Genomic DNA, 25,753 nt, shown 5'->3' with positions numbered 1-25,753 from the left:
CCGAACGGCCCGCGCGGGGGTGCCGATCGGCGGGATCCGTGATGTCATGGGGTGCCGGCCCGCCGCCCCACGACCCGCAGGGAGGTGCCGTGCGGCCGCCCCGATCCGCACCCGCCACGCGACTGCTGCTCACCGCCGCGCTCGGCGCGCTGCTGGCCGGGCTGGTCGTGATGGGGGAGGAGCGGGCCCGGCTCACCGGCACGCCGGTGCCGCTCAGCGACAGGAACGAGGCCGCCGGCCCGACGCCGGAGCAGGCGGCTCGCTCCACGTCGGAATGCGGCCCGGTGATCGCGCGGCTGTCCCCTCGGGAGCGGCTGGCGCAGCTGCTCGTGGTCGGGGTGGACCCGGCCGACCCCGCGGCGGCGGCGGACCTGGTGCGCGCCGAACGGGTCGGCGGCATCTTCGTCGGCGGTGACGACCCGACGCTGCTCACCGGCGACGCGCTCGCACCGGTGCACCACGCCGCCACGCTGCCGCTCTCGGTCGCGGTGGACGACGAGGGCGGCCGGGTGCAGCGGGTCGACCGGCTCGACGGGCCACTGCCCAGCGCCAGGGAGATGGCCAGGACGATGAGCCCCGGGCAGGTGCGGGCGCTCGCCGAGCGGCGCGGCGCCGCGCTGCGGGCCCGCGGGGTCACCGTCGACTACGCGCCGGTGCTCGACATCGGTGACCAGCCCGACACCGCGGTGATCGGCGACCGCGCCTTCTCCGCCGACCCCACGGTGGCCCGCGACTACGCGCTCGCCTTCGCCTCCGGGCTGGCCGCCGCCGGCGTCCAACCCGTGCTCAAGCACTTCCCCGGTCACGGGCACGCCGACGGCGACTCGCACCGGCAGGCCGTGGTCACGCCTCCGCTGTCCCGGCTGCGCGCGCACGACCTGCGCGCGTACGCGGACCTCGCCGACTTCGGTTCCGCCGGCGTGATGGTCGGGCACCTGACCGTGCCCGGGCTCACCGCGGGCGAGCCGGCCTCGCTCAGCCCGGCGGCGTACCGGTTGCTGCGCACGGAGTTCGGGTTTCCCGGCGCGGTCGTGACCGACGACCTGGGCGCCATGCGCGCGGTCACCGACCGGTACCCGCTCCCGGACGCCGTGCTGGCGGCACTGCGGGCGGGTGCCGACCAGGCGCTGTGGTCGTCCGGAGGCCGGGTCGGGCCGGTGCTGGACCGGCTCGAGCGGGCGGTGGCGACCGGCGAGCTGCCCCGCTCCCGGGTGCGCGAGGCACTGGAGCGGGTGCTGCTCGCCAAGTCCGCCTGCGGCTGAGTCCCCGCCGCCCCCGACGGGCCGCCGCTGCCGGACGCGGGCGGCCAACGCGGTGACGCGGGCGGCGAACACGCCGGGTGGGTCAGCTCCGGTGGGGGCGGAAGCGGCGGAGCCGGAGGCTGTTGCTGACCACGAACACCGAGGAGAACGCCATCGCCGCGCCGGCGAGCATCGGGTTGAGCAGGCCCATCGCGGCCAGCGGCAACGCGGCCACGTTGTAGGCGAACGCCCAGAACAGGTTGCCCTTGATCGTGCGGAGGGTGCGGCGGGCCAGCCGGATGGCGTCCACGGCCGCGCCGAGATCGCCCCGCACCAGGGTCAGGTCGCCGGCCTCGATGGCGACGTCGGTGCCGGTGCCCATCGCCAGCCCCAGGTCGGCCTGGGCCAGCGCGGCCGCGTCGTTCACCCCGTCCCCGACCATCGCCACCGCCCGGCCCTCGCGCTGCAGCCGGGCCACGGTGTCCACCTTGTCCTTCGGCAGCACCTCGGCGATCACCTCGTCGATGCCCACCTCGGCGGCCACCGCCCGCGCGGCGGCCGCGTTGTCCCCGGTGAGCAGCACCGGGCGCAACCCGAGCGCGCGCAGGTCGGCGACGGCCCGCGCGGCCTCCGGCTTCACCGTGTCGGCCACCACCAGCAGCCCGTGAACCACGCCGTCCCAGGCCACCGGCACCGTCGTGCGACCCCGCTCCTCGGCGGCCCGCCGCGCCTCGGCGAGCGCCGTGTCGTCGCCGGCCGGACGCACGCCCCACTCCGCCAGCAGCGCGTCCCGACCGACCACGACGGCCTTGCCGGCCACGATCCCGGCCACGCCGAGCCCCTCGGTCGCGCGGAACTCGTCCACCGAAGGCAGGTCGCCGAACCGCTCGGTGGCCGCGGCGGCGATCGCCCTGGCGATCGGGTGCTCGGCGGCGTGCTCCAGCGCGCCGGCCAGGCGCAGCACGTCGTCCTCGGCCACGCCGTCGGCGGCGTGCACCGACACCAGGCTCATCGTCCCGGTGGTGACCGTGCCGGTCTTGTCCAGCAGCACGGTGTCCACCCTGCGGGTCGACTCCAGCACCTGCGGACCCTTGATCAGGATGCCGAGCTGCGCGCCGCGTCCGGTGCCGACGAGCAGCGCGGTGGGCGTGGCCAGGCCGAGCGCACACGGGCAGGCGATGATCAGTACCGCCACGGCGGCGGTGAACGCCGCGCCGGCGCCCCCGCCGGACCCGAGCCAGAACCCGAGAGTGCCCACGGCGAGCGCGATCACGATCGGCACGAACACCGCCGACACCCGGTCGGCCAGCCGCTGCACCTCGGCCTTGCCGCTCTGCGCCTCCTCGACCAGCCGGGCCATCTGGGCGAGCTGGGTGTCCTCGCCGACCCTGGTGGCCCGGACGACCAGCCGGCCGCCCGCGTTGACCGTCGCGCCGACGACGGTGTCGCCGGGGCGCACCTCCACCGGCACCGACTCGCCGGTGAGCATGCTCGCGTCGACCGCGGAGCTGCCCTCGGTGACCACGCCGTCGGTGGCGATCTTCTCGCCGGGCCGCGCCACGAAGAGGTCGCCGACCGCCAGCTCGCCGATCGGCACGCGGTGCTCGCGACCGTCCCGCAGCACGGCGACGTCCTTGGCGCCCAGCTCGAGCAGCGCCCGCAACGCGGCCCCGGACCGCCGCCTGGCCCTGGCCTCGAAGTACCGGCCGGCGAGGATGAACGTGGTGACCCCCGCCGCCACCTCGAGGTAGATGTTGCCGTGCCCGGCCATCCGCTCGATGGTGAGCTCGAACCGGTGCGAGGTGCCCGGCGCGCCGGCGGTGCCGAGGAACAGCGCATACAGCGACCAGAGGAACGCGGCGCCGACCCCGAGCGAGATCAACGTGTCCATGGTGGCCGCGCCGTGCCGCAGGTTCGCCCACGCCGCGCGGTGGAACGGCCACGCGCCCCAGACCACGACCGGCCCGGCCAGCGCCAGTGACAGCCACTGCCAGTAGGTGAACTGCAACGCCGGCACCATCGCCATGGCGACCACCGGAACGGACAGCACCAGCGACACCAGCAGCCGGTCGCGCAGCGGGCGCAGCGCCTCGGCGTCCGCCGTGTCCTCGGTGTCCTCGGTGTCCTCGGTGCCCGTGTCCGCGCCGGTCCCGGTCTTGGGAGGGGCGGGCAACTCGGCGGTGTAGCCGGCGTCCCGCACCACCTCGACCAGCTCGCCCGTCGATACCCCCTCCGGGTAGTCGACCCTGGCCTTCTCGGTGGCGTAGTTCACCGACGCGGTGACCCCGTCGAGCTTGTTCAGCTTGCGCTCGACGCGCGCGGCGCAGGACGCGCAGGTCATCCCGCCGATGCTCAGCTCGACGTGCCGGAGGTCGTCTCGCCGGGTGCTGTCGATCGTCGAGCTCATCCCTCGCTCCTCCCGGTTCCGTGCCCGTCTCCGTGTTCGTCGTGGACGGTCTCCATGGGTGCCTCGGGCGCCGGGGAGACGGTGCCGGTGGTCCGGCCCAGCGGGCCGACGGCGGCGCCGACCGCCCAGGTCACCCCGAAGACGGCCACCAGCGCGAGCAGGTAGGCCAGCAGCCTCGTGGTGATCGACATCGCCGCTCCTCGCCGTTACTCGTTCAGGCGACCAACTCGTAGCCAGCCTCGACCACGGCCGCGCTGATCCGCTCCACCGGCACCGGCTCGGCGGTGCGCACGGTGAGCCGGCCGGTGGTCAGGTCGACGTCGACGTCCCGCACCCCGGCCACGGCGCCGACCTCCTCCTTCACCGAGCTGACGCAGTGGCCACAGGTCATGCCCTTCACGGTGTAGGTGCTCTCGCTCATCGATTCCCTTTCTCGCGTCGACGTTCAGGAGCGGACGAGCCGGGCGACCGCGTCGGACGCCTCGCGGATCTTCACCTCGGCGTCGGCGCCGCCCGCGGAGATCGCGTCGCTCACGCAGTGCTTCAGATGCTCGTCCAGTAGGGACAGTGACACCGACTGCAGGGCGCGGGTGGCCGCGGAGACCTGCGTGAGGATGTCAATGCAGTACTCGTCATTGTCGACCATGCGCTGCAGGCCCCGGATCTGCCCTTCGATCCGGCGCAGGCGGCGCAGGTGAGCGGTCTTGGTGTCGGTGTAGCCCGGCATCGTGTGCTCCTGTCCTTCTCCTGGGCACCGCGCGGCCGGTCGGCGACCGGGGGAGCGGTGCGCGCTCCCCACCTTTATACCCTTGGGGGGTAGGGGTAAAAAGTGAGCCTCGTCGCATTGAGGAGATACGCCCGGAGGGTATATTTCCGGCCCTAGCCGCGCCGCCGGCAGCCCGGCATGATGACGCTGGTCGCGCTGGCGATCACCGTCACGTTCGTGGCCAACGCGCTGACCACGCTCGGGGTGGCCGGTCTGCGGCTGGACTTCTGGTGGGAGCTGGCCCTGCTGGTGGTGATCATGCTGCTCGGTCACTGGCTGGAGATGCGGACCCTCGGCCAGGCGTCCGGCGCGCTCGACGCGCTGGCGGCGCTGCTGCCGGACCGTGCCGAGCGGATCGGGCCGGACGGCGGGGTCCGCGCCGTCGCGCTGGCTGAGCTGCGGGTCGGCGACCTGGTGCTGGTGCGCCCCGGCGGGCGGGTGCCCGCCGACGGCGAGGTGGTCGACGGCACCGCGGAGCTGGACGAGTCAATGATCACTGGCGAGTCCCGGCCGGTGCGCAGGGCGCCGGGGGCGCGGGTGGTGGCCGGCACCGTGGTGACCGACTCGGCCATCCGGGTGCGGGTGGCGGCGATCGGCGCGGACACCGCGCTCGCCGGCATCCAGCGACTGGTCGAGGCGGCACAGCGCACCAGGTCCCGGGCGCAGGCACTGGCCGACCGGGCGGCCGCGCTGCTGTTCTGGTTCGCACTGGGCGCCGGGCTGGTCACGTTCGCCGTGTGGCTGGTGCTCGGCGACGCCACCACCGCGGTGGAGCGCACGGTGACCGTGCTGGTCATCGCCTGCCCGCACGCACTCGGCCTGGCCATCCCGCTGGTCATCGCGATCTCGACGGCGGTCTCGGCACGGGCCGGGATCCTGGTGAAGGACCGGCTGGCGCTGGAGCGGCTGCGCACGGTCGACACCGTGCTGTTCGACAAGACCGGCACGCTGACCAGGGGCCGGCCGAGCGTCACCGGTGTCGCCGCGTGTGGTGCGTGACCACCATGCCCAGTGTCACCGCGCCGAGCGGCGGCAGGGGGCGGAGGGACGGGGCCGCGCGCCGGTGACGATACCGCTCCTGGGTATGGCGGCCGGCCGCGTCCACTGCGGACGGTGAAGGGGAAGTCCGGGATCGTTCGCCCGGTCGTGGCACGGATCGGGCGGAATGCCGGCCCGAGATTCACTAGATCGAGTCTATTGTCCGCGAAACCTACCGAACGGTAGTGACAAGGCGCGCGGAGAGCGAGTAGACAACGTTTCAGTACCGGTCGCGGCCTGTCCGGGAGGGCGACGTCCCGGCGGCGGCCGCGGTCGATGACTATGGGGAACGCTCGCCAACCGGCCGGCCTTGTCGTGGTGCCGTCGCCTGCCTTGGCCGGGCGTACGGTCGACGGAGGTACCGATGGTGCGCACGAAATCCTGGCAGCGGCAGGCCGACGCCGCCGACATCACCGAGCTGGTCGACCGGACGGGCATCCTCGCCGCGAGCATCCCCCCGCAACGCCGCCGCGTCGGTCCGGCCGACGCGCCCACCGAGGAGTTGCCGGCCACCCGCCCGGTGCGGGGGATCGGCCGGTCCGGGGTGGTGGCATGGGCGGCCGGCGCGCTGGTGCTGGTGGCCGTGCTCGGCGGGTTGTACGGGATGAACCGCCAGGGCGGTGTCCCGATGGAGGCCGCGGGCGGGCTGGCGGACGGCGCCGTGCCGCACGCGCCCGCCGTCGAGGTGCCCTCGCCGGCGGCGGCGGTGGAGCCACGGCCGGCCGAGCCGGTGGCGCGGGAGCGCGCCGCCGAGCCGAAGCCGGTGGTCGCCCCGACCGCGCACCCCGAGGCGGGGAAGGCCGACCCGCAGCCGCGCATCGACCGCCCGGCCGCCGAGCCGAAGGACCTGCGCGAGCAGGTGCGGCAGCAGGTCGAGCCGGCCCTCGAGGCAGCGGACGCCGCGCTGCGCGAGGTGGACGACGCCCTCCGCGCGGTCCCCATGCTCGCCGGCCCCTGACCCCCACTCCGCGAGAGCGACGTTCGGGTAGGCGGTCCTCCCGGCCCTCCGCCGTCGTTCCCAGCAGACCGACGTTCCGGTAGCGGGCACAGCCGCCCGGGTCGATCACTTCACGTCCCGATCCCGCAACCGCCACCGGCGCGGTCACCGGACGTCGCGCCGGCGAACGTCTCGCCCGCCGGTCCCGGCCTCGTCGCATCCGGATGGATTGCCGAGAACCGGCGTACCAGAAAGTCCTCGAAAAAAAGTCGGGGAGGCGGTGTCGGATCGGGGCAGCGGCGTTCGTGGAAGGGGGTAAGCGGTCGTCCACGAGGGGTGGCCAGCCGGTGAAAAGGGAACCACGATCATGAAACTGACGACTGTCACGAACGTCTCCGTCGACGGAGTGATGCAGGGACTCGGCGGGGCGGACGAGGACCGCAGGGGCGGATTCGAGCGCGGCGGCTGGGCCCTGCCGCTGTTCGACGACGAGCCCGAGGCGTTCCTCGGCCAGGTCTACCAGCGCGCCGACGCGTTCCTGTTCGGCCGCCGGACCTACGAGATCTTCGCCGGCTCCTGGGGAGTGATGCCAGATCCTGGCGACAAGCCCATCGCAGGTCCGTTGAACAAGCGGCCCAAGTACGTGGCATCGACCACGCTCACCGAGCCGCGATGGGCGGGCACGACCGTCATCTCCGGAGACGTCGCGGCCGCCGTCCGGAAGCTGAAGGCCGAGCCGGCCGGTGAGCTGCAGGTGCACGGCAGCGGCAAGCTGGTCCGCTGGCTGCTCGACAACCGCCTGGTCGACGAGATCATCCTGCTCACCTATCCCGTGGTCGTCGGCCAGGGCGCCCGACTGTTCCCCGACACCGGGCCGGACACAGCGCTCGACCTGGTCGACTCGCGAGCGTTGACGAACGGCATAACGATCCAGGTCTACCGGCCCAGCGGGCGGCCGCGGTACGCCACCGACACCGCCGACCCGAACCGTGGGTCCTAGCTGCCGCGGTCGGGGCGGGTCGACCATGGATGGGTGCGGGCTGCACGACCCCCGAACGCCGACGAGATACCGTCGCTGTTGGATCGCCTGTCACCGCCTGGAGTCCGCGAAAGGGTCCGGGAGCCGGTGCCGGATAGGGGCAGCGGTGTTCGTAGCAGGGGTGGGTCGCCCACGAGGGGCGCGCCAGACACAAGAGATGACCCGAGATGCGGTACCTGGTTTCCGTGATCGATGACAAGACCAACTCGGCTACCTCGGACGAGATGGCCGCCATCAACGCCTTTAACGAACGGCTCGAGGCCGAGGGACACTGGGTGTTCGCCGGCGGCCTCGCCTCGCCCAGCACGGCCACCGTCATCGACAACCGGGGTGGGGAGTCGCTGTTCACCGACGGGCCCTTCCTGGAGTCGAAGGAGTACCTCGCCGGCTTGTGGATCATTGAGGCCCCCGACCTCGACGTGGCGCTCAAGCTCGCCGCGGAGGGGTCGAAGGCGTGCAATCGGAAGGTCGAGGTGCGGCCGTTCCTGTGAGCGTGGTCGACGTCGAGGAGGCGATCACCCGGGTCCATCACGAGGAGTGGGCGCGGGTGGTCGCCGCCCTGACCAGACGTTTCGGTGACCTCGACATCGCCGAGGAAGCGACGGCCGAGGCGTTCGCGACCGCTGTCGAGCGGTGGCCGGCCGACGGCGTGCCGCCCAACCCCGGCGCCTGGCTGACCACCACCGCGAACCGCAAGGCGATCGACCGGATCCGGCGCGAGAACAAGCGCGATGACAAGCACAAGGAGGCCCGGCTGGTGTACGACGACGATCCGCCCGGGCCTCTCGGGGTGATCGACGACGAGCGGCTCCGGCTGATCTTCACCTGTTGTCACCCGGCGCTGGCGATGGAGGCCCGCGTGGCGCTGACGCTGCGCATGGTCGGCGGTCTGACCGTGCCCGAGATCGCCCGTGCCTTCCTCGTGACCGAGAGTGCCATGGGGCAGCGGATCACCCGCGCGAAGGCCAAGATCAAGGCGGCTCGCATCCCCTACCGGGTGCCGTCCGCGGAGGATCTTCCGGCACGCGTCTCCGGCGTACTCGCCGTGCTCTTCCTCGTCTTCAACGAGGGCTACCTGGCCACCGGTCCCGACACCGATCCGGTACGGCACGACCTGACCGCCGAGGCGATCCGGCTCACCCGGCTGATCCGTGCCCTCATGCCGGAGGATGGTGAGGTGGTCGGGCTGCTGGCGCTGATGCTGCTGACCGAGTCCCGTCGCACCGCTCGGGTTTCGGCGAGCGGCGAGCTGGTCCCTCTCGACGAGCAGGACCGTGGCGCCTGGGACGCGGCGCTGATCGCCGAGGGTCACCGGCTGGTGCGCGAGCGCCTCGCCGCTGCCGCAGCCGGGGCGGTTCCGGGGCGCTACCAGATCCTCGCCGCGATCAACGCCGTGCACACCTCCGCCCGCGACATCCGCGACACCGACTGGTCGCAGGTCGTCGCCCTCTACGACCAGCTCGTCCGCCTCGATCCCTCGCCGATCATCGCCCTCAACCGGGCCATCGCGGTCGCCGAGCTCGACGGCCCGGAGGTGGCACTGGCGGCCGTCGACCGCCTCGAGGACGAGCTTGCCGGCTATCACGCCTACCACGCCACCCGCGCCGACCTGCTGCGCCGGCTGGGTCGCGGTCAACAGTCGCGCGCGGCGTACGACAACGCCATCGAGCTGGCGGGCAACACCGCCGAGACCGCCTACCTGACCCGTCGCCGCGACCAGCTGGGGTAGTGCCCGTACGAGACCGCCCCGGGGAGGAGGCGACCGGGTTCCGCACCGCGGCGCCGACTCCGCCGAGAAGCGGGTGGTCCTACCCGTCAGTGCGCCGCCAGGTGGGTCAACTCCACACGGGTGGGGGTGGCTGGTCGCGGTGGTGCCGGATGTCCACGCCCACCAGCAGCAGGGTGACGAGGCTCGCGGCGAACACCAGCGCGCCGATCAGCAACAGCAGTTGCTTGGCGAAGTACGTCGCGTCCCTGGTGGCCGGGCCGGGCAGGCCGGCGTCGGTGAAGGCGGTGGTCGGCTCGAGCGGCTCGGCGACGAAGCCGTCGTCCGACGTGGCCACGGCCACCCCGAGCACGTCCGGGTACGGGATGCCGCCGGCGCTGGGCAGCTCCACGTACATCCGCGAGTCCACCGCGTTGGCGCGTTGGTCGCCCAGCACGAAGACGTGCCCGTCCGGCACCGCGGCCTCGTACTCGAACGAGTCGTGGCCGCTCATGTCCGCGAACTCGTGGTCGAGGTACTCCTCGGTCACCGGCTGCCCGTTGACCGTGATCCGCCCCCGCGGGTCGCAGCACGCCACGGTGTCGCCGCCCAATCCCACCACGCGTGACAGCATCGGCTCGGGCGACGTCGGCCCCAGCCACGCCCGGTTGCGGAACACGATCACGTCCCCGCGGCGCGGCTCGCCGTCCTCGATCGGCCGGGTCACCACGGTGGTCCCGGCGAGCACCTGGCCCATCCCACTGCTGTCGCCCGTCTGGTACCGGTCGTACTGGATCCACGCCACCACGCCGAACGCGGTCGCGGCGGCACCGCCGACGGCCAGCACCGCCAGCACGGCGAGGACGACCCGCCGGCCGCGCCGCCGCCGCGAGGGGATTTCGTCGGCACTCCTCGGCGACCGCCAGACCGCGTCGGACGGTTCACTCACGCGCTCGCTCACGGCCCCTCCATCGGGCGGTCACGCTGCGTTGTTACCGGTTGGCCGACAGCACCCCGAACCGGTCAACTCGCCGCCGGGAACGCCCGCCCCGCGACTTCGGTGCGCGACCGCACCCCGAGCTTGCGCAGCACCCGGGTCACGTGCTGCTCCACCGTCCGCGGCGAGAGGAACAGCCCTTCGGCGATCTCCCGGTTGGTGCGCCCGCACGCCAGCATCGCGGCCACCTCCAGCTCCCGCGGCGAGAGCTGGTCGCCGTAGCCGCGTCGGCCCCTCCGGGACGGCTTCCACGCCCCCAGCTCGCGCAGCATGTGGTGGCACCGCCCGGCGTCCCGCGCCGCGCCGAGCCGGTCGTACGCCTGCGCCACCGCCCACAGGTCGTCGATCCCGTCCCGGTCCCCGGCGGCGACCCGGCACCCCGCCGCGTCCTCGGCCGCGCGCGCCGCCGGGTACGGCATCGGCAGGTCCAGGTAGCGCTCCTGGGCCAGCCGGAACGACTCGGCCGCCGCCCGGTGCTCGCCCCGCGCCTCGCGCAACGTCCCCTCCGCCGCGGCCAGCGCCGCGACCGCGACCGGCGCGTCCCTGCCGGCGATCCCGGCCCGGAACTCCGCCACCACCGCCGCCGCGTCGGCCGCCCTGCCGCCGAGCGCGTACGCCCGCGCCGCCGCCGGCACCAGCTCCGCCGCCCACACCCACACGCCCTTGCGCCGGGCCGCCGCCACGCCGTGGTCGGCCATCGCCACGGCGCCGGCGATGTCGTGGGTGGCCAGCCGCACTCGGATGAGCAGCCCGGCGGCGCACAGCACGACCGGCATCACCGCGTGCTGCGGCTTCGTCAGCCCGGTGCCGCGCAGGTGCCGCTCGGCCGCCGCGAAGTCCCCGCGAACCGCCGCCAGCGCTCCCTGAACGAGCCTGGCTTCCACGATCACCGCGCCCAGGTCGTCGTACTGCTCGGCGGCAACCTCGGCGGACTCCGCGAGCCCGTTCCACCGCCCGGTGGCCCACTCCAGCCGCAGCCGGGTGCCCTCGGCGAGGCTCGCGGCGAACAGCGCGCCCGCCGACTCGGCCATCCGCAGGCAGTCGCCGAGCAGCCGCTCGGCCCGGTCCAGCCGGCCGATCCACGACTCGGCGTCGGCGAGGTTGCACCAGAACCGGGCCAGCTGCACCCGCTCGGCCGCGGTGGGCGCGGTGTCCGGCATCCGCTCGTAGGCCGCCCACGCCGAGCCGTCCCCGATGTGCGCGCGGCAGGCGATGCGGTCACCCTCGAGCGCGAGCCGCAGCTCCGGGTCGTCCACCCGGTCGAGGACGGCGCTCACCCGCGCCATCCACCGCTCGTGCCAGCTCAGCGGGGTGAGTCCCTCGATCGGCACGGCGAGCACGTTGTACCCGCGGGCCGCCAACTCCGGCCGGTCGGCCAGCTCGGCCACGGCCTTCTCCACCTGCGCGCGGCCCCGGGCGAGCTGCCCGGACTGCCGGCACAGCAGCAGCCCGACGCGCAGCCGCACCGTGCCCCGCGCGGTGGTGCCGAGGGCGGTGTCGGCGGCGAGCCGCTCCAGCGCCGCGACCACGTCCGGCCGGTGCCCGCGCAGCGCCAGCTCGGACAGCTTCACCGCGAGCCGCTCCACCGGCCGCTCGTCGCCCTGCCGCGGCACGAGTGGGCCGTCGAGCATGCCCAGCAGCACGTCCAGTGCCTCCGAGGTCTCGCCGGCCGCCTCGGCCCTGTCCACGGCCGCCTCGGCGTAGCGCTGCCAGTCCGCCGGCCGGCCCGCGGCCCTGGCGTGCTCGGCGAGCTGGGCCAGCGGGGCGGGGTCGGCGCCGGCGAGCACGTCGATCGCGCGGGCGTGCAGGGCCTTGCGCTCGGGCGCGCTGATGGTGCGGTACACCGCGCGGCGGGCCAGCTCGTGCCGGAACCCGTACCGGTCGCCGGCCTCGACCAGCACACCGGCGCGCACGGCCGGTTCGAGCGCCGCGGCGACGCCGTCCGCGGGCAGCCCGGCCAGCGCGCCGAGTGGCGTACCGTCCGCCGGCACGCCGAGCACCGCGGCCGCGCGGACCAGCCGCAGTGCCGCCGGCGGGAGGCCGGGCAACAGCGCCCCCACGGCTTCGCGCAACGGCACCGGGACGTCGATCTCGTCGAGCAGCCGCGGCGCGGGGGCGCGCTGCCCGCCCGGCAGCGCGCGCAGGACCTCCTCGACCACGAACGGGATCCCGGCGCTGCGCTCGCGCAGCCGCTCGGCGAACTCCCGGCTCACCTTGGCGCCGTCGAGGAGCTCCGTCGCCAGCCGGCGCACGGCCACCACGTCCAGCGGGCCCAGCCGGAGCCGGACGCCGGCCCGCACCGGGAGCCCGAGCGGCCCGCCGGGCGGCAGCTCGGCGGCGCGGCAGGTGAGCACCAGCGCGAGCTGGTCGGGTGGGTCGGCGACCAGGAAGCGCAGCAGTTCGCGGGTGTCCTCGTCGGCCCAGTGCAGGTCCTCCAGCACCAGCACGCAACGCCCGCACGCGGCGAGCAGCTCGCGCAGCGCGCGGAACTCGCGGTGCCGCCGGGCCGCCGGGTTGGGTGGCGGCGGGGGCTCCGGCGGCAGGACGGGGGCGAGCTCGGGCAGCAACGGTCGCAGCACGCCGGCGACCGGGCTGACCTCGCCGAGCCCTTCGACCGTGCGCAGGGCGTCGAGCAGCGGCCCGTACGGGAACGGCTCGCGCATCGGTTGGCAGGCGCCGGTGAGCACGCGGTCGCGGGCGAGCTCCTGGCGGCTCAGCAGCTCCTCGACCAGCCGGGTCCTGCCGATCCCGGCCTCGCCCTCGACCAGCACGGTCGCGGGACGGTGGGCGAGCGCGCCGACGAGGGTGGCGAGCTCGGCGGCGCGCCCGACGAACGCCGGCCGGTGCAGGGGGCCGGCCGGCGAGCGCGGCGTAGCGACCATCGTTCGCTCCTTGGCGCGCGGCGGACGGAAGGCGTACGGCCGCGCTTTCCGGGAGGGTAAACGCGGGGGTGAACGCCGGTAAACTCCGCTATCCCACTTCCGGGCTGAGCCGATCGGGTGATGTTCGGCCGTTTCGCCAACACGGGTTCACCTCGTGCGGTACGAGGACGAGGTGTCCGGTTTCCGGACGTCGACGCCCGTTCTGCGGTCGAACGTGCTGGTCAGGGTGCCGGCTGCCACCGGATGTCCCGGCTCCGGGCGTCCGGGACGGCGAAGTCGAGCAGCAGCTCCGCCTCCCGCTCCAGCGCGGCCGTGGCCCTGGCCGCCACCGGGCGGAACGGCTCGAGGTCCACCACGGCGTCGCGCTTGGCCGTCACCTTCCAGCTGCCGCGCACGAACCCGTCCACCAGCAGGGTTCCGCGCACCAGGCCGTTGACGGTCATCACCCGTCCCCTGTCGGTGTCGCCGAGGATTCGGGTCCGGTCGGCGTGCGAGAGCAGCACGTTGTCGAACTCGCCGAGCAGCCGGGCCGGCGCCGGGGTGTCCGGGTCGGGCCGCGGCGCGTCCGGCAGGTCCACCAACTCGCGCCCCCGCTCGTCGCGGAACGCCCGCAGCCGCGGCCGGAGCCCCTCGACCACCTCGCCGAGCCGGGTCAGCCCACACCACGCCTGGACGTCCGCGACGGCGGCGGGGCCGAACGCGCCCAGGTAGCGCAGCACCATCCGCTCGGCCGAGGGCGTCGCGTCGACCGGGCGGCCCAACCACGCCTCCACGGTCGTGTTCGTCGGCTGGCCGCCGCGTCCCCACAGCCCGCGCGGCGGGACCTGCACCAGCGCGGTCAGCACCTGCACGGCGCTCGCCATGGCCCGGCCGTCGCGGTCCGGCCAACGCTCGGCGAGCAGCGCGCCGAGCTCGGCGGGGGTCCGGGGCCGTGCGCCGAGCAGCTCCCGGCCGGCCGCGGCCAGCGCCGCCAGGTCCATGCCGGCGACCGCCTTGCCGAACGACTGCCCCGGCAGGCTCCGCTCGAGCATCGGCTGGACGAGTGGGCGCTGCGCCAGGTAGTCAGCGGCGGTGAGCAGGTGGATGGTGCCGCGCATGGCCGTGCCGCGCACCACCGCCCGCTCGGTGAGCGGCGTGCTCAACTCCGCCGGGTCGAAATCGGCGACGCGGCTCCACAGCTGGTAGTACGGCGGCATCGGCGCCTGGGCCTGCAGCCCAACCAGGTGCTCGACGACCTCCACCGCGGGGCGGCGTTCCCTGCGGAGCAGGAGCTGGCGGGCCAGCAGGGCGCGGTTCAACGCCCGCGTGCTCAGGGATTCCGGCATGGCTCACGTTAACGACCGGGACCGACACTCGTGGCCAGGAATACTGATGAACATCTTTCGGATTGAGAGGTGGGTCACAGTGGTGGGGGTCTACCGATTGGTAAGCCATAGAAGTATCTGCGGGCCGGTTTCCGCGCGTTCCGGTTCTCCCTTTCGCCGGCCCCGGAGGAGTTCCCCGTGCCGACGGACGGATCCCGGGCGGCGGTGGTCGCCGGGCTCGGCGGCTGGCTGCCGCCGCGGGTGGTCGACAACGACGAGCTGGCGAGCCGGCTGGACACCTCGGACGAGTGGATCCGCACCCGCACCGGCATCCGGCAGCGCCACGCCGTCGACCCCGGGACGTCCACAGCGGACCTGGCCGAGGCGGCGGGCCGGCGGGCGCTGCGTTCGGCCGGGTCCGATGTGGTCGACGCGCTGGTGCTGGCGACCGCCACGCCGGACCACCCCTGCCCGGCGAGCGCGCCGCGGGTGGCCGCCCGGCTCGGGCTCTCCGGGATCGCCGCGTTCGACGTCAACGCCGTGTGCACCGGATTCGTCTACGCGCTGGCCACCGCCGCCGGCCTGCTCGCGGCCGGCGTGGCCGACCGGGTCCTGGTGATCGGCGCCGACGCCTTCACCACCCTGCTCGACCCGGACGACCGGACCACGGTGCCGATCTTCGGCGACGGCGCGGGCGCCGTGGTGCTGCGCGCCGGAACGGCCGGCGAGCTCGGCGCGCTCGGCTCCTTCGACCTGCACAGCGCCGGCGAGCACACGGACCTGCTGGTCGTGCCCGCCGGCGGCGCCCTGCGGCGACGGTCGGCCGACCCGCGCGAGCACTTCCTCACCATGCAGGGCACCGCCGTGTTCCGGCACGCCACCGCCCGGATGGCCGAGTCGTCCCGCGCGGTGCTGCGGCGGGCCGGCTGGCGGGTCGACGAGGTCGACCGGTTCGTCGGCCACCAGGCGAACGCGCGGATCCTGAGCACGGTCGCGAAGAGTCTCGGCCTGGCCCCGGAGGGGGTGGTCGCGAACATCGACCGCACCGGCAACACCAGCGCCGCGTCGATCCCGCTGGCCTTCGCCGACGCGTGCGTGGACGGCACGCTGCGGGCCGGCGACCGGGTGCTGGTGAGCGCGTTCGGTGCCGGGCTCACCTGGGGTTCCACCACACTGCGCTGGCCGGACCTGCCGAAGGTCGAGTCGCCGCGCGCGGTCACCGCCGCCGGGTGATCACCACCGGCTCGACCCCGGTCGGCAGGCCGGCGAGCGCCGACTCGGGCACGCCGAACACCGCGGCCAGCACGTCCCTCGGCAGCGCGTTGACCGAGCCGAGGATGCCGATGTCGTCGCTGGGCTCGCGGGTGCTGGTGTTGAACACCACCAGCACGTCGAGCGGGTCGGCGATGCCGGCGTTCTCGAAGTAGTGGAAGAAGCCCTGGGGCACGAACACGAGGTCGCCGACCGCCGCGGTGAACTCCTCTCGCTGGTAGGCCCCGTCCGGGTGGGTCCCGAGAATCGTCCACCGTGCCCGGCCGGCGAGCACGTAGGTCAGCTCCCACGCGGTGGGATGCCAGTGCGGTTCCCGGATGCCACCCACCTCGAGTCGCAACCGGTACACCGACCCGTTCTGCCCGGCCAGCACCGGGAAGTTGCCGTCGTGCGCGCCGCGCAGCCAGCCACCGGGGAACTGGTTCGGCTCGCTCGCGCCGAGCGGGAAGAGAAATCGACCACGCGAATCCGTCATGGCCCGAGTGTGGCTCGCGGCGGATAAAATCCGCGCGATTCAAGAATGCTTTGTCCGCCGATTACCCGGAATTGCCGGCCGCCCGCGGATTGGCCCAGGTGCCGGTGGACGACTGGCGGCCGCGCAGCCGCACCTTGCCGTACCACGTCCAGTTGGCCCGTTCCCGGTCCGCGCACGCCTCCATCACCGTGTCGCTGGCGAGGATCCGTCCCGGCACCCGCTTGGCGGTCTCGGTGAGCCGCGCCGCCTCGTTCACCGCGTCGCCGATCACCGTGTACTCCAGCCGGCTGCTGGTGCCGAGCTGGCCGGCGAACACCGGGCCGGCGGCCACCCCGATGCCGAGGTCCAGCTCACCGGCCTCACGCACCGCGTCCCGGATGGCCCTGGCCGCCTGCAGCGCCGACGTCGCCGGGTCGGCGAGGCGGGTCGGCGCGCCGAAGATGCACAGCGCGGCGTCGCCCTGGAACTTGTTCACCAGACCGCCGTGCGTGTTCACCGCGTCCACCACGCTGGCGAACAGTCGGTTCAGCTTGCGCACCAGCTCCTCCGGCGGCAGCCGGTAGGCCAGCGCCGTGGAGTCGACCACGTCGACGAACAGCGCGGTCACCTCGCGCACGTCCCCGGACAGCGAGACGCCGTATTCCAGGGCGTGCCGGGCGACATCGGCGCCCACGTGCCGGCCGAACAGGTCACGCATCCGCTCCTGCTCGCGCAGCCCGGCCACCAGGTCGTTCACCGACGTCTGCAGCCGGCCGATCTCGCTGCCGTCGTCCACCGGCACCGAGACGTCGGCCCGGCCGCGGGCCACCTGGTCGAGCGCCAGCCGCAGCCGGTGCAGCGGCGCGGCCACCGAGCGGGCCAGCAGCGCCGTCGCGATCGCCCCGACCACCAGGCCGATCGAGGACAACAGGACCAGTGCCGCGGTCGGCTCGCGCACGCCGAGGTTCGGCGGGGTGACGACCAGCAGCACCGCCAGCAGCGGCACCCCGCTGGACAGTGCCCAGGTCAGCGCGAGGCGGGTGAGCACGGTCGTCGGCAGCCGGCCCTCCTTCGGCGGCAGGACGTCCAGCGCCGGCACCATCACCGGCCGGGCCACCCATTCCGCGGCCAGGTAGCTCAGCCCGACGGTGGTGAGCCCGCCGAGGGCGATGGTGAGCGCGACACCGCCGGCGTCCCACGCCGAGCCGAGCACCGCGGCCAGCGCGCCGAGCACGACCGTGCCGATCGACCACAGCGTGCCGCTGACCATGGCCAGGTGCACCGGCAGCCGCAGCGCGCGGCGGGCCTCGTCCGGGGTCGGTGGCCGGCCGAGCAGGAACCACACGGCCGTGCGTCGCTGCAGCACCGCCGTCCACACGGTGCCCACGAGCAGGGACAGCCCGACGTAGGCCGCCGCGCACACCGCCAGCACCCAGTCCGCGCTGCCGACCTCGCGCGGGATGCCCTGCATCGCCAGCAGCAGGAAGACCACACCGGCACCGCAGACGCTCGCGCCGATGCCCAGCGCCGCGAAACCGAGGCTGGTCCGCAGCACGGTGCGGAACCGCGTCGACAACCGGACTTCGGGCACGAAGGCATCGTATGGCCTACCGACCACCTGAACGGCCCGCGCGTGCCGCGGCGGTCTGGCTCACCCCGCGTCGTCGATCCAGGTCACCAGCTCGTGCCGGCTGACGTCCAGGTCGGTGCAGTCCGGGTCGGAGCACTCGACCTCCACCGCGGTCACCACCACCAGCGTGCCGTGGCAGTGGTCCTCATCCCGTACGCACCACGGGCACCCGGTCACGACGCCCGCTTCCGCCTCGGCCGGGCCGCCCGCACGGCACGTTCGAGCTGGGCCCTGCTCATCTTGGACCTGCCCTTGACGTCGAGGTCGCGGGCCATCCGCTCCAGCTCGGCCTTCGTCAGCTCCGACAGGTCGGGCTCGCGGCGGGCCGGTTCGCGGGTGCCCTTCCCGCCCTTCTTGCGGCTCTGCACGCTGCGGGAGAGCGCCTCGAACAGGTCCACCACCTTGGTCGGTTCCGGCGGGCCCTCCTCGGGAGTCACCGTGCGGCCGCTGCGCTTGTCCTCGATCAGCTGCTTCACCCGCTCGGTGTAGTTGTCGCGGTAGCGCTCGGGCCGCCACTCGTCGCTCATCGACTCGATCAGGCTCACCGCCATGTCCAGCTCCCGCCCGCGCGGCGCGACCGGCTCGGGCAGGTCGCGCAGCTCCTCGGCCGGGTTCCGAACCTCGTCGGCGAACAGCAGCGTGTCGAGGACCAGCAGGTCGTCCCCGGCGCGGACGGCGGCGAGGTACTCCTTGTTCCGCATCACGAACCTGGCGATCCCGGCCCGGTTGGTGTCGCGCATCGCCTCGAGCAGCAGCCCGTAGGCGCGGGCGAACTCCTTCTTCGCCGGGGCGAGCCAGTAGCTCTTCTGGAAGTGGATCGGGTCGATCTCGTCGAGGTCGACGAAGTTGTCGATGTCGATCGTGCGCGAGCGGCCCGGGGCGATCTCCTCCAGCTCGTCGCGCTCGATCAGCACGTACTCGCCGTCGTCGAGCTCGTAGCCCTTGACGATGTCGGAGTAGTCGACCTCCTTGCCGGTGCGCTCGTTGACCCGCTTGTACCGGATCCGGTCGGAGGTGCCGCGCTGGAACTGCCGGAAGTGGACCGTGTGGTCCTCGGTGGCGCTGTAGAGCTGGACGGGCACGGTCACCAGCCCGAAGTTCAGCGCCCCGCTCCAGATGGGCCTGGCCACGACTACCTCCTCGCGTCGGGCGTCCTCCCTTGTTGTCGCACGTGGCGGCGCGGCCCGCCACCTGGGCGGTGGTCAGTGGGTGACGCGGGCGGTGAGGGTGGGCACACCCGGCCCGGTGAGCTCGGGCAGGGCGTCGGCCCTTCCGGCGGCGGCCATCAGGACGGCCTCACCCGGGCCACGGACCTCGGGCCCGGTGCCGCTGGCCCAGTCGACGTCGGTGGCGACCAGCCGCAGCCCGCGTGCCCGCCGGAACGCGCCGATGGGCGGGGCGAGCAGGGCCAGCCGGAGGGTGTGCCGCAGGCGTTCGCCCGGGATGGCGCGCGGTCGGCCGAGCGGGCGGCGGATGTCCTGGTGGTGGATGAGGCCGTCGACCAGTGCGATCATCCCGCCGAACGCCGCCGGCAGGCCGCGCGGGTCGAGGTGGGCGCGGAGCAGGCGGACCAGCTCCTTCGGGTCGCGGCCGGCGTACTCGGCCAACCCGATGGCGTTGGCCCCGTGCGGCCGGAACCGGGCGCGGGCCATCCGGGTGAGCACGCCGCGGACGGTCAGCTCGTCGTAGCTGACCGCGTGCGCCACGACGTCGCGCACCCGCCAGCCCGCGCAGAGGGTCGGCGCGTCCCACTCCTCGGCGGTGAGGGTGTCGAGGAAGTCGGCGAGGTCGGCGCGCTCCTCGCGGGCGAACCGTCGGGTGGTGCCGGCGCGCCGGTCCGGCGTGGCGCCGGTCATCGGGCCGGCTCGGCGGTGTCGGCACCGGCCAAACCGGCGAACCGGGCCAGGGTGCCGGACCAGCCGCCGGGGGAGTCGAAGACGCCGCGCATCGTGGCCGCGTGGTCGCGGTAGCTTCGAGGTGGCGGTGCCGTGATCGACCGGTGTACCCGGGTCTCGGTGGTGGAATCGCTGCTCATTCCGGCTCTCCTCGGTCTCGGCGGCCCGGCTCGTCCGGGTCGCGGGGGCTCGACGCTTCCCGCTCGGCCGCGGCCTCCGCCTCGGCCAGCAGCGCGAAGTTGTCCACCGTGGTCTCCCAGAAGCGGTCGAGGTATGAGCGCACGGCGGCCAGTCCCGCCGGGTCGATCCGGTACAGCCGCCGCGTGCCCGCGGCGGTCTCGGCGACCAGCCCGGCGTCCTTGAGCACCCGCAGGTGCTGGGACACCGCCGGCCGGGAGATGGGCAGCCGGCCGGCCAGCACCCCGACCGGAAGGGGGCCTTCGGCGAGGCGTTCCAGGACCGACCGGCGGGTCGGGTCCCCCAGCGCGTCGAGCACGGCGGCGGCGGAAGCGGGCACGTCAGTAAGTGTCGGCTAACGGTAAGCCACTGACAACCGTTAGTCGTAGCTTACCAGCCTGCCACCGGGCCGGCGGCGCGGTCACTCCCGTACCACCTCTGTGGGGTCCTTGTCCTCGCGCAGCCCGAGGAAGCGCGGGTGGCGCAGCTTGCCGTCCCCGGTCCACTCGGCGAACCCGATCTGCGCCACCAGCTCGGGGCGCACCCAGTGGCTGCCCGGCTCGCGCACCCGCTCGACGAACGGGCACTGCCGCTGCTCCCGCTCGTCCAGCAGCCCGCGCAACCAGCGCAGCGTCACCGTGTCGTAGCCGGTGCCGACCTTGCCGGCGTAGTGCAGCCGCTCGCGCGCGTAGTAGCCGACCAGCAGTGCGCCGAAGCCCACCCGCGCCCCGGAGGGGTCGGTGAACCCGCCGACGACGAACTCCTGCTCCCGCACGCACTTGAACTTCAGCCAGTCCCGCGAGCGGCCACCGCGGTAGGGACTGGTCGCCCGCTTGGCGATCAGCCCCTCCCAGCCGCGGGCGCAGGCGTCGGCGAGCAACGCCTCGCCCTGGGTGTTGCGGTGCGGCGAGAACCGCAGCGGGTCGACGAAGTCGAACGCGTCGCGCAGCAAGCGCTTGCGCTGCCGCAACGGCAGCGGCCGCACGTCGTGCCCGTCGAAGTGGAGCAGGTCGAACAGGTAGTAGAAGACCTCGACGCCGGTGGCCGCGATCCGCGGCGCGTCGGTGAGGTGGATGCGGCCCTGCAGCTTGGCGAAGCTGGTCCGGTTGCCGTCGAAGGCGACGATCTCGCCGTCGGCGACGAACCGGGGGCCGCCGTGCTCGGCAAGCGCTTCCACGACCTCGGGGTAGCCGCGCTCGATCGAGTTCTGGTTGCGCGACCACAGCCGCGGCTCGCCACCGTCGCGCGCGCAGATGGCCCGCACCCCGTCGAGCTTGCGCTCGTACAGCCAGTCCGGGCTGGAGAACGGCCGGTCGGTGAGCGTGGCCAGCATGGGTGGCCGCCACCCGGGGCCCTCCTCGGAACCGCGCGTCCTGGTCATGCGGGTCACCGTACCCCGAATGGCCCAACGGCACCCGGTTACCGCAGGTCACGAGCGGTCGCGCTGGCACGCGACCGGCAGGAGCACGTTTGCCGGTGGCCAGCGCGGGTAGGCCCAAGACATCCCCGTCGCGCGAAAGGAGTCGAGATGACCAAGGCACGCGACATCATGACGCCCAACCCCGTCTGTGTGCAGTCGAGCGAGACCGTGTTGGACGCCGCCAAGCGGCTCGCCGAGCACGGGGTCGGCTCGCTGCCGATCTGCGGGGAGGACAACAAGGTCAAGGGTGTGATCACCGACCGCGACATCGTGGTGAAGGTTCTCGCCGAGGGCAAGGACCCGCGGGCGGTGCACGCCGGCGACCTCGCGCAGGGCGAGGCCGTGACGATCGGCGCCGACGACGACGTCGAGGAGCTGATGACCACGATGGAGCAGCACCAGGTGCGCCGGCTCCCGGTGATCGACGGCAAGGAGCTGGTGGGCATCGTGGCGCAGGCCGACGTCGCCCGCGCCCTGGAGGAGCGCAAGACCGGCGACGTGGTGCAGGCGATCTCGAAGCCCTGACCCCGAGCACCGTGTCCGCGCCCCACGCACGTGTGTCCGCGCTCCGTGTACGCGTGTCGGCGTCGCGCGGCGCGGACACGTGAGCGCAGACCGCGGACACGGCAGTGGCTGTCGTGTCCGCGGTTCGCGGCTACTCCGCGGCCTTCTCCTGGTCGGTCTCCAGCATCCCCTCGCGTAGCTTCGCCAGGGTCCTGGCGAGCAGCCGGGACACGTGCATCTGCGAGATGCCGACCCGTTCGGCGATCTGGGTCTGCGTCAGGTTGTGCACGAACCGGAGGGCGAGGATCTTGCGTTCCCGCTCGGGAAGGCCCCGTACCAGCGGCTGCAGCGTCTCGTGGTTCTCCACGCCCTCCAGCCCGCTGTCCTCCGCGCCGAGCGTGTCGCCGAGCGCGATGTTGTCCGCGTCGCCGGAGAGGACCTCGTCCAGCGACATCGAGTTGTAGGCGTTGCCCGCCTCCAACCCCTCGTACACCTCGTCCAGGCCGAGCCCGAGGTGGCCGGCCAGCTCGCTGGGCGTGGGGGCCCGGCCGAGCCGCTGGGACAGCGTGGTGCTCGCGCTGCTGATCGACAGGTGCAGCTCCTTGAGCCGGCGCGGCACCCGGACCGTCCAGCCGGTGTCCCGGAAGTACCGGCGCACCTCTCCCATCACCGTCGGGACCGCGAACGACAGGAAGTCCGACCCGCGGGCGGGGTCGAACCGGTCCACCGCGTTGATCAGCCCGACCCTGGCCACCTGCACCAGGTCCTCCTTGGCGACGCCGCGACCGGCGAAGCGCTGCGCGATGTGCTCGGCGAGCGGCAGGTGCCCGGTGACCAACTCGGCCCGGACCTCGGCGCGCCGCGGGTCGCCCTCCTCGAGCGCGGCGAGCTCATCGAACAGCGGCGCGAGGTGCTCGTAGTCCTCGGACTGTCCGCGTCCGCCCGGTGCCCTGGCGGTCACCCGCCGACCACCGGCCTCCGTTTCGCCAGCTGTACGTACACCCACTTGGCCTGCCCGTTCCCGGTGTCCTCTTCGATCCAGGCGGACGCGGAGTCGGCCAGCGTGGTCAGCACCCGCCAACCGAACGAGCCGGCGCTCGGCGTCTCGGGCTGCTCCGTGGCGACCGCACCGGTGAAGCACACCTCGTCGGCGCGCAGCCCGAACCGGCAGACCATCCTGCTGCCGGGCACGGCTCTCGTGATCAACGTCGAGCACGCCTCGTCCACGGCCAGCCGCAGGTCGGCGATCGCGTCGAGATCGAAGTCCGCCCTGATGGCGATCCCGGCGGCGACCGACCGGATCAGCGGCAGGTGGCCGAGGTCGGCACGCAACCGAAGCTCGATGTCGTCGTCCGCGCCCGCCGGATCGGTGTCGTTCACGTTCACCTCGTTGCACTGTCGGGAAGCACCGCGCTCCTCCGAGCCCAGTGCGCACCCCGCGTCCTTGTCAAGAGTTCGTCGTCCGCGCTGCTCCTCGCTGTTGTCGTGGTCGGTTCCGGCCGATGCGGTCGTGCGGTGACTCAGTCGTGGCGCAGCAACGCGCCGAAGCCCTCGACGAGGTCGAGCCGTTGCCCGGTGTGCACGAGGTCGGCGTCGGTCGCGATCGCGGCGAGGGGCAGCGCCTCGTCGGCGCGGCGGCGAGTGGCGTCGAGGTCGCCGAGCTCCCCGCGCTGCATCGCGACGTAGTTCGGCTCCGGCCCGACGAGCACCGTCGTGCCCGCGGCGTCGCCGGGGTCGGCGACCAGCAGCGTCGTCACGTTCGCCTCGCGCAGCGCCGTGGTGACGGCCTGCAGACCCTGCACGGCGAGGCCCCCGTCGCGGCCCATCTCCTGCTCGAAGCGCGCCAGCACGTCCGCGCGCTTGTTCTCCTTGGCCTTGGCGACGATCCTCTCGATGTCGGCGTGCAGGACGTCCTGGTCGATCCCGTCGGCGCGGCTGCCGGAGGTCACCTCGTGGGCGATCGGCCGCACCCGGTCGGACAGTTGCTCCTTGAGCGCGGACCGGTTCTTCACCTCGCCGGCGACGATCACCAACTCGGCGCCGGTGCGCTGGACCAGCTTGTCGATGTCGTCGGCGACCTGCTTCAGGTTGAGCTTGATCGTCTCCTCGACCCGCTCCTCCATGTGCCGGCGGATCTGGCCGACGTGGGTCACCGCGTGCACCGGATAGTCGGTGCCCTCGGTGATCTGCTCGACGGTCACCTGACCGTAGGGATCGACCGCGACCAGCTCCGCGCCGATCCGGTCGATCAGCGCGATGACGTGCACCGGCCCCGGCTCGCCGTAGGTGACCAGCGGCAGCACGTACGGCAGGTCGGAGAGGCGGGCCTCGGTGGTGGCGGGCGGTTGGTCGAGGTGGCGGTCGAGCAGGACCCGGTCGGCGGCGGCGACGAGCGCCCTGCCGCTCCGGCCGACCGGCCGGTCGCCCTCCTTGATCGCGGTCTCCAGCGCGGTGAGGGCCGGTTCGGCGGCGCCCTGTTCGGTGAGTCGCTCGCGCAACTCGCGCCAGCGCAGGTCGAGCAGCTTCTCGGCGTCGGCCGTGTCGTGGGAGTCGTCGAAGTACACCGAGGCGAACGGACCGTCGGTGCTGACAAGTTCGCGCAACCCCGTCGTGTGCACAGCTCCTCCTTGGTCGCGGCCGGCTTCAAGGGGCCTGTTACCCAGGGCGGTAGCTGGTGAAACGTGGCGTCCGAAAGCCGCCGGCGGCGGTCTTCCCGGCCGCGCAGGATCGTGGTCATGGGATTTCGAATCGTGCCGATCGACGAGTCGGTGGCGAAGGAAGTGCGGGCCACGTCGCGCTCGCCCGGCTACGGTCACCCGGCGTGGGTGGAGGTCGCGGAGGGCTCGGCGCCGTGCCGGCTGTGCCTGGACGTGATCGAGCCGGGGGTGGAGCGGCTGATGGGGTTCACCTACGACGCGTTCCGGGTCGCGCCGGAGCGGGAGGTGGTGCCGCTGCCCGGCCCGGTGTTCGTGCACGAGCGGGAGTGCGTGCCGTACCGCGACGTCGGGCGGTTCCCGCCGCGGCTCGGCGGGAGCGGGGTGCTCCTGGGCGCGTACCGGCGAGGGCGGCGGCCGCTGGTCGAGCGGCTGGTGGACCGGCCGGAGATCGACGAGGCGCTGGCGGAGCTGTGCGGCCGGCCCGACGTGGACTACGTGCAGGTGCGCAGCGCGACCGCCGGGTGCTACGTGTGCATGGTCCTCCCGGTCTGAGGTGTCTGTCCGGTCGTCTGTCCAGTTGTCTGTCCCGACACACCCGCTTCGCGTCGAGCCGGGCGGTTGCTTAGGGTCCGTCAAGTGTTCGATCTGCCGTGGTGGCACGCCGTTCTGATCGCGCTCGCCGGGATGTGGGCGGGGACGATCAACACCGTGGTCGGCTCCGGCACGCTGGTGACGTTCCCGGTGCTGGTCGCGCTGGGCTACCCGCCGGTGACGGCCACCACGTCCAACGCGATCGGGCTGGCGCCGGGGACGATCAGCGGGTCGATCGGGTACCGGCACGAGATCCGCGGGCAGGCGCGGCGGCTGGTGCAGTTCGGCAGCATGTCGCTGGTCGGGGCGGTGTGCGGGACGATCCTGCTGCTGTCGTTGCCGAGCGACGCGTTCGAGACGATCGTGCCGGTGCTCATCGGGCTGGCGCTGGTGCTGGTGGTCGTGCAGCCGCGGGTGAGCACGTGGATCGCGGCGCGCAAGGGCGAGCGCCCGTCCCGGCCGGGGCCGCTGCTGATGTTCCTGATCTTCCTCATCGGGGTGTACGGGGGGTACTTCACCGCCGCGCAGGGCGTGATGCTGATGGCGGTGATGGGGATGCTGCTGGCGGAGCCGATCCAGCGGCTGAACGGGATGAAGAACGTGCTCTCGGCCGTGGTGAACGTGGTGGCCGGGGCGATCTACGCGTTCGTGGCTCCGATCAGCTGGCCGGCGGTGCTGCTGCTCGCGGTGGGGTCGGTCCTCGGCGGGATGCTGGGCGCGAAGGTGGGCCGCAAGCTGCCGCCCGCGGTGCTCCGCGGGGTCATCGTGGTCGTCGGCCTCGCCGCCATGATCCAACTGGTCGCCGAACACTGGTTCTGAGCCACTCGGGTGGGGTGC

Annotated in this window: 27 protein-coding genes; 10 read left to right on the top strand and 17 right to left on the bottom strand. The window is 73.6% G+C overall.

The window, feature by feature from the left end; translation table 11 throughout:
- Positions 1-89 precede the first annotated feature (89 nt).
- Positions 90-1,262 carry a glycoside hydrolase family 3 N-terminal domain-containing protein gene (locus BM051_RS20210; protein ID WP_243859664.1) on the top strand — a complete coding sequence of 391 codons (1,173 nt, stop codon included), beginning with the start codon at positions 90-92 and terminating at the stop codon, positions 1,260-1,262.
- An 82-nt stretch (positions 1,263-1,344) separates the two neighbouring features.
- Here the strand turns inward: BM051_RS20210 and BM051_RS20205 are convergent, their stop codons facing one another.
- Genes BM051_RS20205 through BM051_RS20190 form a run of 4 tightly spaced genes read right to left on the bottom strand, consistent with a single transcriptional unit; the run spans position 1,345 to position 4,375 of the window.
- Positions 1,345-3,648 (bottom strand): heavy metal translocating P-type ATPase, encoded by a 2,304-nt coding sequence (locus BM051_RS20205; protein ID WP_092532641.1) that lies wholly within the window; start codon positions 3,646-3,648, stop codon positions 1,345-1,347.
- A complete protein-coding gene (locus tag BM051_RS20200; RefSeq protein ID WP_092532638.1) occupies positions 3,645-3,839 on the bottom strand; it encodes a hypothetical protein in 195 nt (64 codons plus the stop codon). The genes BM051_RS20205 and BM051_RS20200 overlap by 4 nt, the downstream gene beginning before the upstream one ends.
- A gap of 23 nt (positions 3,840-3,862) precedes the next feature.
- On the bottom strand, positions 3,863-4,069 hold the full coding sequence (locus tag BM051_RS20195) for a heavy-metal-associated domain-containing protein (protein WP_092532635.1): 207 nt from the start codon (positions 4,067-4,069) through the stop codon (positions 3,863-3,865).
- Between the two features lie 24 nt (positions 4,070-4,093).
- Positions 4,094-4,375 carry a metal-sensitive transcriptional regulator gene (locus tag BM051_RS20190; protein ID WP_092532632.1) on the bottom strand — a complete coding sequence of 94 codons (282 nt, stop codon included), beginning with the start codon at positions 4,373-4,375 and terminating at the stop codon, positions 4,094-4,096.
- A 177-nt stretch (positions 4,376-4,552) separates the two neighbouring features.
- On the opposite strand from BM051_RS20190, the gene BM051_RS20185 reads away from it, so the two are divergent.
- The 5 genes from BM051_RS20185 (at position 4,553) to BM051_RS20165 (ending at position 9,157) form a co-directional block, all read left to right on the top strand.
- Positions 4,553-5,413 carry an HAD-IC family P-type ATPase gene (locus tag BM051_RS20185; protein WP_092532629.1) on the top strand — a complete coding sequence of 287 codons (861 nt, stop codon included), beginning with the start codon at positions 4,553-4,555 and terminating at the stop codon, positions 5,411-5,413.
- Between the two features lie 403 nt (positions 5,414-5,816).
- Positions 5,817-6,410 (top strand): hypothetical protein, encoded by a 594-nt coding sequence (locus BM051_RS20180; RefSeq protein WP_092532626.1) that lies wholly within the window; start codon positions 5,817-5,819, stop codon positions 6,408-6,410.
- A gap of 346 nt (positions 6,411-6,756) precedes the next feature.
- A complete protein-coding gene (locus tag BM051_RS20175) occupies positions 6,757-7,389 on the top strand; it encodes a dihydrofolate reductase family protein (RefSeq protein WP_092532623.1) in 633 nt (210 codons plus the stop codon).
- Positions 7,390-7,595: 206 nt separating this feature from the next.
- Positions 7,596-7,919 (top strand): YciI family protein, encoded by a 324-nt coding sequence (locus tag BM051_RS20170; RefSeq protein WP_092532620.1) that lies wholly within the window; start codon positions 7,596-7,598, stop codon positions 7,917-7,919.
- A gap of 2 nt (positions 7,920-7,921) precedes the next feature.
- The gene (locus BM051_RS20165; RefSeq protein ID WP_092533029.1) at positions 7,922-9,157 is read left to right on the top strand and encodes an RNA polymerase sigma factor; all 1,236 of its coding nucleotides are present in this window, start codon (positions 7,922-7,924) and stop codon (positions 9,155-9,157) included.
- 106 nt (positions 9,158-9,263) lie between these two features.
- Here the strand turns inward: BM051_RS20165 and lepB are convergent, their stop codons facing one another.
- The 3 genes from lepB to BM051_RS20150 form a co-directional block, all read right to left on the bottom strand.
- On the bottom strand, positions 9,264-10,094 hold the full coding sequence (gene lepB / locus BM051_RS20160) for a signal peptidase I (protein ID WP_092532617.1): 831 nt from the start codon (positions 10,092-10,094) through the stop codon (positions 9,264-9,266).
- Positions 10,095-10,156: 62 nt separating this feature from the next.
- Positions 10,157-13,012 (bottom strand): ATP-binding protein, encoded by a 2,856-nt coding sequence (locus BM051_RS20155; protein WP_092532615.1) that lies wholly within the window; start codon positions 13,010-13,012, stop codon positions 10,157-10,159.
- A gap of 221 nt (positions 13,013-13,233) precedes the next feature.
- Entirely contained in the window at positions 13,234-14,337 is a 1,104-nt protein-coding gene (locus BM051_RS20150; RefSeq protein WP_092532612.1) for a winged helix DNA-binding domain-containing protein, read from the bottom strand.
- A gap of 177 nt (positions 14,338-14,514) precedes the next feature.
- Between BM051_RS20150 and BM051_RS20145 the strand changes: the two genes are divergently transcribed.
- Positions 14,515-15,549 carry a beta-ketoacyl-ACP synthase III gene (locus BM051_RS20145; protein WP_177216973.1) on the top strand — a complete coding sequence of 345 codons (1,035 nt, stop codon included), beginning with the start codon at positions 14,515-14,517 and terminating at the stop codon, positions 15,547-15,549.
- On the opposite strand, the gene BM051_RS20140 is transcribed toward BM051_RS20145, so the two are convergent.
- The 7 genes from BM051_RS20140 to ligD all read right to left on the bottom strand — a co-directional run bounded on the left by BM051_RS20140 (position 15,533) and on the right by ligD (position 21,125).
- Complete coding sequence (locus BM051_RS20140) at positions 15,533-16,063, bottom strand: cupin domain-containing protein (protein WP_092532609.1); 531 nt, start codon at positions 16,061-16,063, stop codon at positions 15,533-15,535. The two genes, BM051_RS20145 and BM051_RS20140, sit on opposite strands and share 17 nt — an antisense overlap.
- 61 nt (positions 16,064-16,124) lie before the next feature.
- Positions 16,125-17,633, bottom strand: a complete 1,509-nt coding sequence (locus BM051_RS20135; RefSeq protein WP_243859663.1) for an adenylate/guanylate cyclase domain-containing protein — start codon at positions 17,631-17,633, stop codon at positions 16,125-16,127.
- 212 nt (positions 17,634-17,845) lie between these two features.
- Positions 17,846-18,802, bottom strand: a complete 957-nt coding sequence (gene ku, locus BM051_RS20130; protein WP_092532603.1) for a non-homologous end joining protein Ku — start codon at positions 18,800-18,802, stop codon at positions 17,846-17,848.
- 72 nt (positions 18,803-18,874) lie between these two features.
- Positions 18,875-19,528: a maleylpyruvate isomerase family mycothiol-dependent enzyme gene (locus BM051_RS20125; protein ID WP_092532601.1), complete on the bottom strand. Its 654-nt coding sequence runs from the start codon at positions 19,526-19,528 to the stop codon at positions 18,875-18,877.
- On the bottom strand, positions 19,525-19,707 hold the full coding sequence (locus BM051_RS20120) for a hypothetical protein (protein WP_092532598.1): 183 nt from the start codon (positions 19,705-19,707) through the stop codon (positions 19,525-19,527). The genes BM051_RS20125 and BM051_RS20120 overlap by 4 nt, the downstream gene beginning before the upstream one ends.
- Positions 19,704-20,084, bottom strand: a complete 381-nt coding sequence (locus BM051_RS20115) for an ArsR/SmtB family transcription factor (RefSeq protein ID WP_092532595.1) — start codon at positions 20,082-20,084, stop codon at positions 19,704-19,706. Before BM051_RS20115 ends, BM051_RS20120 begins: the two co-directional genes overlap by 4 nt.
- Positions 20,085-20,165: 81 nt before the next feature.
- The gene (ligD, locus tag BM051_RS20110; protein WP_243859662.1) at positions 20,166-21,125 is read right to left on the bottom strand and encodes a non-homologous end-joining DNA ligase; all 960 of its coding nucleotides are present in this window, start codon (positions 21,123-21,125) and stop codon (positions 20,166-20,168) included.
- A gap of 147 nt (positions 21,126-21,272) precedes the next feature.
- Between ligD and BM051_RS20105 the strand changes: the two genes are divergently transcribed.
- The gene (locus BM051_RS20105) at positions 21,273-21,689 is read left to right on the top strand and encodes a CBS domain-containing protein (protein ID WP_092532589.1); all 417 of its coding nucleotides are present in this window, start codon (positions 21,273-21,275) and stop codon (positions 21,687-21,689) included.
- A gap of 130 nt (positions 21,690-21,819) precedes the next feature.
- Here the strand turns inward: BM051_RS20105 and BM051_RS20100 are convergent, their stop codons facing one another.
- The 3 genes from BM051_RS20100 to BM051_RS20090 all read right to left on the bottom strand — a co-directional run bounded on the left by BM051_RS20100 (position 21,820) and on the right by BM051_RS20090 (position 24,286).
- Positions 21,820-22,629 (bottom strand): SigB/SigF/SigG family RNA polymerase sigma factor, encoded by an 810-nt coding sequence (locus tag BM051_RS20100; protein WP_092532586.1) that lies wholly within the window; start codon positions 22,627-22,629, stop codon positions 21,820-21,822.
- Positions 22,626-23,054, bottom strand: a complete 429-nt coding sequence (locus BM051_RS20095) for an ATP-binding protein (protein WP_092532583.1) — start codon at positions 23,052-23,054, stop codon at positions 22,626-22,628. The genes BM051_RS20100 and BM051_RS20095 overlap by 4 nt, the downstream gene beginning before the upstream one ends.
- A gap of 134 nt (positions 23,055-23,188) precedes the next feature.
- Entirely contained in the window at positions 23,189-24,286 is a 1,098-nt protein-coding gene (locus tag BM051_RS20090) for an Rv2629 family ribosome hibernation factor (RefSeq protein WP_092532580.1), read from the bottom strand.
- A 117-nt stretch (positions 24,287-24,403) separates the two neighbouring features.
- On the opposite strand from BM051_RS20090, the gene BM051_RS20085 reads away from it, so the two are divergent.
- Positions 24,404-24,877, top strand: coding sequence for a DUF1203 domain-containing protein (locus tag BM051_RS20085; protein WP_092532577.1), 474 nt, complete (start codon positions 24,404-24,406; stop codon positions 24,875-24,877).
- Positions 24,878-24,970: 93 nt separating this feature from the next.
- The gene (locus BM051_RS20080; RefSeq protein ID WP_092533023.1) at positions 24,971-25,735 is read left to right on the top strand and encodes a sulfite exporter TauE/SafE family protein; all 765 of its coding nucleotides are present in this window, start codon (positions 24,971-24,973) and stop codon (positions 25,733-25,735) included.
- The last annotated feature ends 18 nt before the right edge of the window (positions 25,736-25,753 follow it).

The sequence above is a fragment of the Amycolatopsis arida genome, assembly GCF_900115565.1.
Lineage (GTDB): Bacteria > Actinomycetota > Actinomycetes > Mycobacteriales > Pseudonocardiaceae > Yuhushiella > Yuhushiella arida.
This window is presented reverse-complemented; position numbering and strand designations above follow the sequence as displayed.

Coding starts and splice junctions, on each gene's coding strand:
- BM051_RS20205 (WP_092532641.1), bottom strand. CDS start 3,648: ATGAGCTCGACGATCGACAGCACCCGGCGAGACGACCTCCGGCACGTC.
- BM051_RS20200 (WP_092532638.1), bottom strand. CDS start 3,839: ATGTCGATCACCACGAGGCTGCTGGCCTACCTGCTCGCGCTGGTGGCC.
- BM051_RS20195 (WP_092532635.1), bottom strand. CDS start 4,069: ATGAGCGAGAGCACCTACACCGTGAAGGGCATGACCTGTGGCCACTGC.
- BM051_RS20190 (WP_092532632.1), bottom strand. CDS start 4,375: ATGCCGGGCTACACCGACACCAAGACCGCTCACCTGCGCCGCCTGCGC.
- BM051_RS20185 (WP_092532629.1), top strand. CDS start 4,553: ATGATGACGCTGGTCGCGCTGGCGATCACCGTCACGTTCGTGGCCAAC.
- BM051_RS20180 (WP_092532626.1), top strand. CDS start 5,817: ATGGTGCGCACGAAATCCTGGCAGCGGCAGGCCGACGCCGCCGACATC.
- BM051_RS20175 (WP_092532623.1), top strand. CDS start 6,757: ATGAAACTGACGACTGTCACGAACGTCTCCGTCGACGGAGTGATGCAG.
- BM051_RS20170 (WP_092532620.1), top strand. CDS start 7,596: ATGCGGTACCTGGTTTCCGTGATCGATGACAAGACCAACTCGGCTACC.
- BM051_RS20155 (WP_092532615.1), bottom strand. CDS start 13,012: ATGGTCGCTACGCCGCGCTCGCCGGCCGGCCCCCTGCACCGGCCGGCG.
- BM051_RS20150 (WP_092532612.1), bottom strand. CDS start 14,337: ATGCCGGAATCCCTGAGCACGCGGGCGTTGAACCGCGCCCTGCTGGCC.
- BM051_RS20140 (WP_092532609.1), bottom strand. CDS start 16,063: ATGACGGATTCGCGTGGTCGATTTCTCTTCCCGCTCGGCGCGAGCGAG.
- BM051_RS20125 (WP_092532601.1), bottom strand. CDS start 19,528: ATGACCGGCGCCACGCCGGACCGGCGCGCCGGCACCACCCGACGGTTC.
- BM051_RS20120 (WP_092532598.1), bottom strand. CDS start 19,707: ATGAGCAGCGATTCCACCACCGAGACCCGGGTACACCGGTCGATCACG.
- ligD (WP_243859662.1), bottom strand. CDS start 21,125: ATGACCAGGACGCGCGGTTCCGAGGAGGGCCCCGGGTGGCGGCCACCC.
- BM051_RS20105 (WP_092532589.1), top strand. CDS start 21,273: ATGACCAAGGCACGCGACATCATGACGCCCAACCCCGTCTGTGTGCAG.
- BM051_RS20085 (WP_092532577.1), top strand. CDS start 24,404: ATGGGATTTCGAATCGTGCCGATCGACGAGTCGGTGGCGAAGGAAGTG.